At 38.3% G+C, this 274-nt stretch carries 1 pseudogene; it reads right to left on the bottom strand.

The window, feature by feature from the left end:
- Positions 1–274: pseudogene (locus SB717_RS35710) on the bottom strand (phosphonoacetaldehyde hydrolase); the annotation flags it as partial.

Raw genomic sequence — 274 nt, 5'->3', positions numbered from 1 at the left:
CACGTAAAGAAGCGATTACTTCTTTTACCCCATCAATCGGATTAGCATAACTTGGCAAAATAGAAAAGAGAATTTCTTCAAACTCTTCATACATCTCATGAATGTCTGCTTCTGTTGGTAAGTGACCAAAGACACGCTTCCACTCATCCGCAATACGAGGCATTTCTGTTAGTGCCCTTACATGATCTATTTTTAATAATCCCATTGGCTTACGTGCTTCTTCTGCTGTAATTTCAACGCCGCGTTTATGAAAAATCTTCATGAATACTTCTAG

Source organism: Priestia sp. SIMBA_032 (genome assembly GCF_046535215.1).
In the GTDB taxonomy this organism is placed as follows: Bacteria; Bacillota; Bacilli; order Bacillales; family Bacillaceae_H; genus Priestia; species Priestia aryabhattai.
This window is presented reverse-complemented; position numbering and strand designations above follow the sequence as displayed.